Genomic DNA, 10,431 nt, shown 5'->3' on the forward strand with positions numbered 1-10,431 from the left:
GGTAACACGAGACCTCGTTCCTTTTTATAGGAAACGAGGTTTTTTTATGTTTAATTTAAAAAAAGGGGGACGTTTGTATGTCTTTACAAGAACAGTTGGAAACACTAGAAAATGAAACATTACAACAAATTCATCAGACTACGGATTTATCTACTCTGAACCAAATTCGGGTGCAGACACTTGGGAAAAAAGGTCCAATCACTGAAGTGTTACGTGGAATGAAGGAACTAACACCTGAAGAACGACCTAAGGTAGGAAGCTTTGCTAATCAAGTAAGAGATAATTTAACACAACAAATCGAAGAAAAAAGAGCGCAGCTGGAAGAAGAAGCGCTAAATCAATCGCTAGCAGAAGAAAGTATTGATGTCACTTTACCTGGTAAAAAAATTCCACAAGGGACTCGACATATTTTAACGAAAATTTTAGAAGAAATTGAGGATATTTTTGTTGGGATGGGCTATCAAGTTATTGAAGGTTCAGAAGTTGAACAAGACTATTATAACTTTGAACGGATGAATATTCCCAAAAATCATCCTGCTCGTGATATGCAAGATACCTTTTATATTTCAGATGAGTTATTAATACGTACTCATACCTCGCCAGTCCAAGCAAGGACAATGGAAAAGCATGACTTTTCCAAGGGACCGCTTCGAATGATTTCGCCAGGTAAGGTGTTTCGTCGTGATACAGATGATGCCACTCATAGCCATCAATTTTATCAAATTGAAGGTCTTGTTGTTGATAAACATATAACTTTAGGAGATTTAAAAGGTACATTAGAAGAACTTATGAGAAAAATGTTTGGTGAAGACCGCGAAGTTCGTTTGCGACCTAGCTACTTTCCTTTTACTGAACCTTCTGTTGAGGCGGATGTTTCTTGCTTTAAATGTGGGGGTAAAGGATGTAGTGTTTGCAAAAATACCGGTTGGATCGAAATTTTAGGTTCTGGCATGGTACATCCGAATGTTTTAGAGATGTCTGGTATTGATTCTAAAGAATATTCTGGTTTTGCTTTTGGTTTGGGACCAGACCGAATTGCTATGCTACGCTATGGCGTGGATGATATTCGTAGTTTTTATTTAAACGATACTCGTTTTATCGATCAGTTCAAGGGGGAATAGTAAATGCTTGTTTCATATAAGTGGCTAAATGAGCTAGTGGATATGTCGAATGTCACTTCTCAGACGTTAGCCGATCAAATGTCGTTAACTGGAATTGAAGTAGAAGGTGTTTCTTATCCAAATGCTGGATTGAAAAAAATTGTGGTAGGAGACGTTAAAGGATGTGAACCACATCCAGATGCTGACCATCTATCGGTTTGCCAAGTGGATGTAGGCCAGGAGGAATTGCTACAAATTGTTTGTGGAGCACCTAATATTAAAGCTGGAATTAAGGTAATTGTAGCTTTACCTAGCGCACGAATTGCTGGAAACGCAAAGATAAAAAAAGGAAAAATCAGAGGTCAAGTTTCTAATGGGATGATTTGTTCTTTACAAGAACTTGGCTATAGTGAAAGCCTGGTACCTAAAGAATATGCAGAAGGTATTTATTATTTGCCAGACGAAGCTGTTCCTGGAGAAGAAGTATATTCTTACTTAGCCATGGATGATGCTATCATTGAGCTAGATATTACGCCTAATCGGGCAGACGCGCTGAGTATGCGTGGCGTAGCCTTTGAAACAGGAGCTATCTATAATAAGAAACCTACTTTTTTGAAAAAAGAACTCCGAGAAAGTTCTGCTAAGGCGGCGGATAAGATAGACGTGCAGGTGACTAATAAAGAAGAAGCCCCTAGTTATCAAATTCGTTTAATTGAAAATGTCAAAATTCAGCCGAGCCCACGTTGGCTGCAAAATCGCTTAATGAATATTGGTATTCGTCCGATTAATAATGTTGTAGATGTGACCAATTATATTTTAATGTATTATGGGCAACCATTGCATGCTTTTGACTATAACCGTTTATCTGGGCAAGAAATTGTGGTGCGTCGAGCACAAGATGATGAAAAATTAGTTACTTTAGATGGTGAAACACGTGCACTTTCTGAACAAAACATTGCTATTACAGATGGGCAAAAACCTGTTGCTTTAGCTGGAGTTATGGGAGGACTTGATTCAGAAATTACAGAATCGACGACAACGGTCGCTCTTGAGGCGGCATTATTTGACCCGGCAGCTGTCAGACATACTTCTCAAGAATTTCATTTACACAGTGAATCTTCCACTCGTTTTGAGAAGGGAATTAATGTAGCAACAATTGATGAAGCCTGTGAGCAGGCATGTGCTTTAATTGCTGAATTAGCTGGAGGAACTGTTCTCCAAGGAGCAGTAAAAGCGACTGAATTACAATCAAAAGATACAGAAGTGCCTATCACTTTACAACGTATGAATAATTATTTAGGCACTGAGCTAACGGTGCCTACAGTCAACAATATCTTTTCTGCTTTAGGCTTTGGATATCAGGAAAATGATGGGAACTATACTGTTGTGATTCCTCCTCGTCGATGGGATATAGCTATTGAAGCTGATGTTGTAGAAGAAGTAGCAAGAATTTATGGCTATAATAATTTACCTTCTACTTTGCCTAAAGGAGAAACCGTTGCGGGCGCATTGACGGAGGCACAATTAAAAACGCGGAAAGTACGTACATTATTTGAAGCAGCTGGGTTAAGTGAGGCTATAAGTTATGCATTGACTTCAGAAGAAAAGACGAAACAATTTACGAATGCAAGCTCAAAGTTAACGCGTTTAGATTCGCCGATGACAGCTGAAAGGACAGTGCTGCGTTTAAACTTAGTTACTGGGCTTTTAGACGATGTGGCTTATAATGTAGCGCGTAGAAACGAACAAGTGGCTCTATACGAAATTGGTCGTGTTTTTTATCAAGAAAACGAACAAAATCCTAAAGATGATCTTCCACAAGAAAACAATCACGTAGCTTTTGCTATTGCTGGGCAGTGGAAAGCGAGTGATTGGCAAAGCAAAGAAGAGTACGTTGATTTTTATCGTGCTAAGGGAATTTTAGAAGAACTATTTACTGAATTAAATTTAACAGATCTCATTATTTATGAAAAAACAACGCAATTAAAAGAAATGCATCCGGGAAGAAGCGCTGAAGTCTTTTTAAATGGACAAAGTATCGGTTTTATTGGACAAGTTCATCCTACTGTAACTAAACAGTACGAAATACCAGAAACATATGTAGCCGAGTTGGATTTGGATACGATTCTAAGTACGAAGCCTGAATTTACTTATGTTTCAGTCACAAGATATCCAAAAGTCACAAGAGATATTGCATTAATAGTCGAAGAAGATGTCGTTAACCAAACATTAGTGCAGACAATTGAAAAAGCTGCAGGTAGGTTTTTACAAACTGTTTCTTTATTTGATGTTTATCAAGGAGAAAATGTCACATCAGGATATAAATCAATGGCTTATCGTTTAACGTTTGTTAATCCAGAAGCTACTTTGACTGATGAGCAAGTAAATAAAGCAATGACAAATGTTGAAAAAGCTCTAACCGAAAATTTGGCGGCAACTATTCGTTGATGTAAAATCTATAGTGAAACAAAAAATTTCGAGTAAAAAGACTACCTTTTTACTCGAAATTTTTTTATTGTTTAACGGAAATAGTTGATTCCCATGGCTGTTTTTACTTCATCTAATGTTTGTGCGGCAATTTGCTCTGCTGCAAGACTTCCCTCTTTTAAAAGGTCCATTACGTATTGAGGATCTTGGGCAAATTTTTCACGACGAGTTCGCATAGGAGTTAATACTTCATCCAATACTTCTATAAGGTAACGTTTGATTTTTACATCTCCTAAACCACCTTGTTGATACTGTTCTTTTAATTCTTGAACATAGTTTTTATCTTTGGCAAAAACATCAAGATAAGTAAAGACCATATTCCCTTCTACATTTCCTGGATCTTGAACATGTATGTGGTTGGGATCTGTGTACATATTCATTACTTTTTTATCTACAGTTTCTTTAGAATCAGCAAGATAAATTCCATTATTTAAAGATTTACTCATTTTGCCTCGTCCATCAATTCCAGGCAAACGTCCCATTCCTTTTTCTGGAAGGACGCCTTTGGGGTTTATTAGGACCTCTTGGTAAGTTGAATTAAAAGAATGGACGATTTCTTGTGCTTGTTCTACCATTGGTTTTTGATCTTCACCTACTGGAACTAAATTGGCTTTAAAAGCGGTAATATCTGATGCTTGCGAAATAGGGTAAATAAAAAAGCCTGTAGGCACACCTTCGCCAAAATTTTTTTGTTCAATCTCTGTTTTTACAGTAGGGTTACGACGTACACGACCCACACTGACTAAGTTCAAATAATACATTGTTAATTCAGAGAGTTCAGGGATCTGAGACTGAATAAACAAGGTCGACTTTTGGGGATCCAAGCCCACGGCTAAATAATCTAATGCAACTTCTAACACATTGGAAGAAACTTTTTCAGGTGTTCTTGCATTATCAGTTAACGCTTGAATATCAGCAATCATAACAAATAAATTATTGTTTGGATCATCTTGCATTGTTTTTCGTGTTCTTAGTGAACCGACATAATGACCCAAATGTAGATTTCCCGTGGGACGGTCTCCTGTAAGAATTGTATTCACATTGTTCACCTTTTTCTAAATGTAGTCTATAGCAATCTTACCTTTTTTTTTTATGAGAAACAATCCTTAAGGATAAGTTATTATAAAATTTATATGGTAAGTTTCCTTACATTAAAATGTTAGAAACCGTTGTTTTTTGGCTTTAAAGTCAAAAAAAACTTTACAAAAGCAAAACTGTCTGCTTATAATAATGATTAGTTATCTATTAGAAAACTCTTATTAATTTTAAATAATAGAAGGTGTGTGAAGACATGGCAATGATTGAATTTAAAAACGTTGAAAAATACTTTGGTAATTTTCATGCTTTAAAAGATATTAATCTTACATTTGAAAAGGGTGAAGTAGTTGTAGTAATTGGCCCTTCTGGTTCTGGAAAAAGTACTCTGTTGCGCACCATTAATGGTCTAGAAACTATTTCATCGGGTAATCTTTTGATTAATGATCAAGATATACGAAGTAAACAAACAAAACTAACTGAAATTAGAAAGAATATTGGCATGGTGTTTCAACATTTCAACTTATACCCGAATAAAACGGTATTGGAAAATATTACGCTAGCACCTACAAAAGTCTTAAATAGAAATGAAAAAGAAGCCAAAGATGCAGCAGAAAGATTATTAGATCGAGTGGGGATGTTAGATAAAAAAGACTCTTATCCTTCAACACTTTCGGGTGGGCAACAACAACGTGTAGCAATTGCTAGAGGGCTAGCCATGCAACCGGAAATGCTATTATTTGATGAACCAACTTCAGCTTTAGACCCGGAAATGATCGGAGATGTATTAGATGTTATGAAACAATTGGCACGTGAGGGGATGTCTATGATTGTGGTTACGCATGAGATGAATTTCGCTCGCGATGTTGCCGATCGTGTCATATTTATGGCTGATGGGCAAGTTTTAGAAGATAGCTATGATGTTGAAGGATTTTTTGAACAACCGAGTGAAAGACGTGCTCAACAATTTCTTAATAAAGTTGTGAACCACTAAAGCCTTATTTTCACAGACAAGGTTCGTTGAAATGGTTTATAGGAAACGGACGAATAAGGAGGAAGAATTATGCTTAGAAAAAAACTAGTCTCCCTTTTGACCCTTTTGTTTGTCGTGTTTACATTATCTGCTTGTAGATCAGAAAGTATAGCAGATCAAGATGTTTTATCGATGAGTGAGGATTCAAATGAAATTACTTGGGGCGTCAAAAATGATACTCGATTATTTGGATTGATGGATATCTCTTCACAGGAGGTAAAAGGATTTGATATTGACATAGCAAAAGCGATCACTGAAAAAATATTAGGACGAGATGGTCATGCGACATTTGTTGAAGTAACATCTAAAACACGGATTCCTTTATTAAAAAATGGCAATATTAACGCGATTATTGCAACAATGACAATTTCTGAAGAACGTAGAGAAGAAGTAGACTTCTCTGATGTTTATTTTGACGCGGGTCAATCACTGTTAGTCGAAAAGGGGAGTCCTATTACAGATGTGGATTCTATTGGGCCGGATAATACAGTTTTAGCGGTAAAAGGATCCACTTCTACTGAAAATATCCGAGAACACGCTCCTGAGGCTAACGTAATAGAATTAGAAAATTACGCTGAAGCGTTTACGGCATTACAAGCTGGTCAAGGAGACGTAATGACAACAGATAACGCTATTTTATTAGGGATGGCAAGTGAAAATTCTAACTACGAACTCGTAGGAGGAACCTTTACAAACGAGCCTTATGGAATTGCAGTAGATAAGAATCAAGAAAACTTTTTAAACGCTGTGAATGAGGCTTTAGAAGAAATGCATGAAGATGGAACCTATGATGAAATTTATGAAAAGTGGTTTCCAAATGATGATGAAGGTCGAGTCCATGAATAGGAGGGAAAGAGATGTTAGCATTGTTTCAAAATTACTCGGGAATGTTTTTGGACGGGTTTAAAGTCACCATATTGTCCAGCTTAATTGCTTTATTTTTTAGCTTGCTGATAGGTACTTTGATGGCTATCTTTCAGTTATCTTCAAATAAAGTGGTAAGAGGATTAGCTAGAGGTTATGTTGAACTTTTTCGAAACATCCCTTTGTTAATTATCGCGATGTTTTTTTATGTTGTTTTACCTATGTACGGATTTCCCTTCACAGGCTTTCAGGCTGGTACGATTGGTTTAACCATTTATACTTCTGCCTTTATTGCTGAAACTGTGCGTTCTGGTATCCAAACGGTACCCAAAGGCCAAACAGAAGCCGCTTTATCATCAGGCTTTAGTTCTGTGCAAGTGATGCGCTATATTGTTTTGCCTCAGGCTTTTAAAATTGTGATTCCGCCTTTGGGAGGACAATTTATTAATTTAATTAAAAATTCGTCTATACTCGCAATTGTTGCTGGCCTTGATTTGATGTATCAAGGCGATCTAATTGCAAGTACCACGTTTATCACCTTTGATACGTATATCATTGTTGGTATTTTTTATTTAATTTTGACATTGCCGTTATCTTACTTAATGAACTATTTAGAAAAACGTTTGGATGTCTAGTCTAGAAAGGAGAAAAACAGCATATGGATTTTATAGGAGCATTTTCATTTGATAATCTGCGGTTTTTATTAGATGGTCTGCAGGTTACTGTTTCGGTATCAGCTATATCGATCGTTCTTAGCTTTTTAATCGGTGCGCTAGCGGGCACTTTACGTTTTTCAAATATCCCTGTCTTGTCTAGAATTCTAGGTTTAGTGATTGATATCATTCGAAATTTACCGTTACTGCTTATTATTTTCTTTACTTATTTTGCTTTGCCACAGATTGGTATTCGCTTTGATATTTTTTGGTCAGCAATAGCTGCTTTAACAATTTTTGAGTCTGCTATGCTTTCCGAAATTTTTCGAGCTGGTTTGAATGCAGTGCCGGATGAACAAACTGAAGCGGGGCTTTCAACGGGATTGAGCTATTTACAGACTATGGTTATTATTATTATCCCGCAAGCTTTTCGCTCGATGATTCCTGCGATTATTAGCCAATTGATTTCTTTAGTAAAGGATTCTTCTTTGGCTATTATTATCTCATTACCAGAAATAACTCACCACGCTAGGATTATTTATGGGCAAGATACAAACTATGTTTTACCGATGTTTGTCGCATTGACGATTAGTTACTTTGTTATCTGTTATTTGCTTTCATTGCTATCCAGATACTTAGAACATAAACGTTATAAATATTAAAGTAACAACTGATTAACTCATCCTTTGAGAGGGTGAGTTTTTTTGTAGAAAAGTAGAAAACTTGAAAAGTTTGAACAAAAAGTACACAATAAGTAAGTGATGTATTGAAAGAAAAGTAAAGGGTGACAAATATGAACGAGCAACCCATTGGGTTTATTGACTCAGGTGTTGGGGGATTTACCGTTGTAAAAGAAGCAATGAAACAATTGCCCAATGAAAATTTTATCTATTTAGGAGATACAGCGCGCTGTCCTTATGGTCCTCGGCCTAAAGAGCAGGTAATTCAATTTACTTGGGAGATGACAAATTTTTTATTAAAAAAAGGGATTAAAATGTTAGTCATCGCTTGTAATACGGCTACCTCTGTCGCTTTAAATGAAATTAAAGAAAAATTACAAATCCCAGTTGTAGGAGTCATTATGCCGGGAACAAGAGCGGCAGTAAAAGCGACAAAAAATAATCAGATTGGTGTAATTGGAACCGAAGGGACAGTTAAAAGCGCTTCTTATGAGCATGCAATTAAAGAAAAAGTTACCAGTTCTCAAGTAGTTAGTCTTGCTTGCCCTAAGTTTGTTCCTATTGTGGAAAGCAATCAATTTCATTCTTCGGTAGCTAAAAAAATCGTTTTTGAAACGTTGCTACCCTTAAAATCGAAGAATTTAGATACTTTAATTTTGGGATGTACTCACTATCCGCTGTTACGTTCTGTGATTCAAGATGTTATGGGCAAAGACGTTACTTTAATTGATTCTGGAGCAGAAACAATCAGTGAAGTTAGTATGCTTCTAGATTATTTTGATATAGCCAATAATGAAAATGGGGCAAAAGAGAACGCACAATTTTATACTACAGGGTCAACTTATTTATTTGATCAAATTGCTCAAGATTGGTTAGGAAAAAACGCTTCTTCAAAACAAATTCATTTAGGAGGTACCAACGATGCGACATGATGGTAGGTATTTTGATCAATTACGCGAAATAAAATTAGAGACAAATGTTTATAAACAACCTGAAGGCTCAGTAGTTGTTTCTTTTGGTGATACGCAAGTTATTTGTTCTGCTACAATAGAAGATTCTGTACCGCCTTTTTTAAAAGATACCAATACTGGTTGGGTTTCAGCAGAATACAGGATGCTTCCTAGAGCTACTCAAACCAGAAATAAAAGAGAAAGTACTAAGGGTAAATTAAAAGGACGCACAATGGAAATCCAACGTCTCATTGGTCGCTCTTTGCGATCCATTGTTGATTTAGATAAACTAGGTGAACGTTCAATTATCATTGATTGTGATGTAGTACAAGCAGATGGCGGCACAAGAACGGCTAGTATTACAGGGGCCTTCACGGCTTTAAGACTGGCTATTGATAAGTTATTACAAACGAAGACCCTTAATGAAGATCCTATTAAAGAATTCGCTGCAGCTGTTAGTGTAGGGATTTTACCAGATGAGACTTGTGTACTTGATTTGGATTATGAAGAGGATAGTAGTTGCGTAGTAGATATGAATGTGGTTATGACGGAATCAGGACGTTTTATTGAAGTCCAAGGCAATGGAGAAGAGGCTACATTTGATCGTTCACAGTTAGACGAGCTCCTTTTACTAGGAGAGCAAGGGATCAATACTTTGGTCACTAAACAAAAAGCTGCCTTATATGCCAAAAAAGAAGCACAATCAGTAGATGAACAAACAGTTGTTATTGCTACTGGAAATCTTGGAAAAGCGCAAGAATTTACTTCAATGTTTCATAAAGCAGGTTATAAAGTTAAGACAATGAAAGACTTTCCTGAGCTTCCTGACGTTGCAGAAACTGGGAGTACCTTTGAAGAAAATGCGCGCTTAAAAGCAGAGACGATTGCTAATATTTTACAATGCCCTGTATTGGCTGATGATTCTGGTTTACAGGTAGAAGCTTTACATGGAATGCCGGGGATTTATTCGGCTCGATTTGCAGGAGAACAGAAAAATGACGCAGCTAATAACGCAAAATTATTATATGAATTAACAGAGGTACCTGATGAACAAAGAAGAGCTCAATTTCATTGTACATTAGTATTTGCAGCGCCCAAAAAAGAAAGTTTGGTAGTAGAAGCGAGTTGGCCTGGTCGGATCGCTCGCATTCCACAAGGAGATAATGGATTTGGTTATGATCCGTTGTTTATACCACAGGGAATGGATATTTCAGCTGCTCAGCTAAGCGAAAGCGAAAAAAACCAAGTAAGTCACCGTGCACTTGCTTTAAATAAATTACAAAACCAATGGCAAGCATGGTTAGAAGCATAGTGGTAAAGAGTCAAGATAAAAAATGAATTTATTGTTACTCTACCACTAAAAAATAGGCGCACTGAACTAGGCCTATGCAAATCAAGCGTTTTCATAGGCTGTTTCCCTAGCAATGCGCAAATAACTTTTTTGTTATTTTTCTATCACGCTCCTAGGTGGCGTATAGAGTTGGTGGTTCCGTAGTAGCGTATCCACCAAGCGCACAAATTTTCTTGCAGTTAAAACGAGGGCTCTTTTGTGTTGATGTTTCGGTGTTTCTTGATACTTTTTACGATAAAAGGCTTGATATTCGGGCAAATGTCGACTGACAGAATTGG

9 protein-coding genes and 1 pseudogene are annotated in these 10,431 nt (G+C 36.8%); 8 read left to right on the top strand and 2 right to left on the bottom strand.

Features of this window, described 5'->3' with window-relative positions; all coding sequences use genetic code 11:
• Positions 1 to 77: 77 nt before the first annotated feature.
• Both pheS and pheT read left to right on the top strand, forming a co-directional pair.
• The gene (pheS, locus tag G577_RS0101880) at positions 78 to 1,121 is read left to right on the top strand and encodes a phenylalanine--tRNA ligase subunit alpha (RefSeq protein ID WP_028789700.1); all 1,044 of its coding nucleotides are present in this window, start codon (positions 78 to 80) and stop codon (positions 1,119 to 1,121) included.
• A 3-nt stretch (positions 1,122 to 1,124) separates the two neighbouring features.
• Positions 1,125 to 3,548 carry a phenylalanine--tRNA ligase subunit beta gene (gene pheT / locus G577_RS0101885; RefSeq protein WP_028789701.1) on the top strand — a complete coding sequence of 808 codons (2,424 nt, stop codon included), beginning with the start codon at positions 1,125 to 1,127 and terminating at the stop codon, positions 3,546 to 3,548.
• A gap of 71 nt (positions 3,549 to 3,619) precedes the next feature.
• Here pheT and trpS read toward each other — a convergent pair whose 3' ends face one another.
• Positions 3,620 to 4,627, bottom strand: coding sequence for a tryptophan--tRNA ligase (gene trpS / locus G577_RS0101890; protein WP_028789702.1), 1,008 nt, complete (start codon positions 4,625 to 4,627; stop codon positions 3,620 to 3,622).
• Between the two features lie 251 nt (positions 4,628 to 4,878).
• Here trpS and G577_RS0101895 point away from each other — a divergent pair, with 251 nt between their 5' ends.
• The 6 genes from G577_RS0101895 to rph all read left to right on the top strand — a co-directional run bounded on the left by G577_RS0101895 (position 4,879) and on the right by rph (position 10,114).
• The gene (locus tag G577_RS0101895) at positions 4,879 to 5,616 is read left to right on the top strand and encodes an amino acid ABC transporter ATP-binding protein (protein ID WP_028789703.1); all 738 of its coding nucleotides are present in this window, start codon (positions 4,879 to 4,881) and stop codon (positions 5,614 to 5,616) included.
• 69 nt (positions 5,617 to 5,685) lie between these two features.
• A complete protein-coding gene (locus G577_RS0101900) occupies positions 5,686 to 6,501 on the top strand; it encodes a transporter substrate-binding domain-containing protein (protein WP_028789704.1) in 816 nt (271 codons plus the stop codon).
• 11 nt (positions 6,502 to 6,512) lie between these two features.
• Positions 6,513 to 7,154, top strand: a complete 642-nt coding sequence (locus G577_RS0101905; protein ID WP_028789705.1) for an amino acid ABC transporter permease — start codon at positions 6,513 to 6,515, stop codon at positions 7,152 to 7,154.
• 23 nt (positions 7,155 to 7,177) lie between these two features.
• Positions 7,178 to 7,834, top strand: a complete 657-nt coding sequence (locus tag G577_RS0101910; RefSeq protein ID WP_028789706.1) for an amino acid ABC transporter permease — start codon at positions 7,178 to 7,180, stop codon at positions 7,832 to 7,834.
• Between the two features lie 131 nt (positions 7,835 to 7,965).
• Positions 7,966 to 8,784 carry a glutamate racemase gene (racE, locus tag G577_RS0101915; protein ID WP_028789707.1) on the top strand — a complete coding sequence of 273 codons (819 nt, stop codon included), beginning with the start codon at positions 7,966 to 7,968 and terminating at the stop codon, positions 8,782 to 8,784.
• Positions 8,774 to 10,114: a ribonuclease PH gene (rph, locus tag G577_RS0101920; RefSeq protein ID WP_028789708.1), complete on the top strand. Its 1,341-nt coding sequence runs from the start codon at positions 8,774 to 8,776 to the stop codon at positions 10,112 to 10,114. Before racE ends, rph begins: the two co-directional genes overlap by 11 nt.
• A 132-nt stretch (positions 10,115 to 10,246) precedes the next feature.
• Here the strand turns inward: rph and G577_RS11705 are convergent.
• Positions 10,247 to 10,431: pseudogene (locus G577_RS11705) on the bottom strand (IS110 family transposase); the annotation flags it as partial.

Source organism: Tetragenococcus muriaticus DSM 15685 (assembly GCF_000423785.1).
Lineage (GTDB): Bacteria > Bacillota > Bacilli > Lactobacillales > Enterococcaceae > Tetragenococcus > Tetragenococcus muriaticus.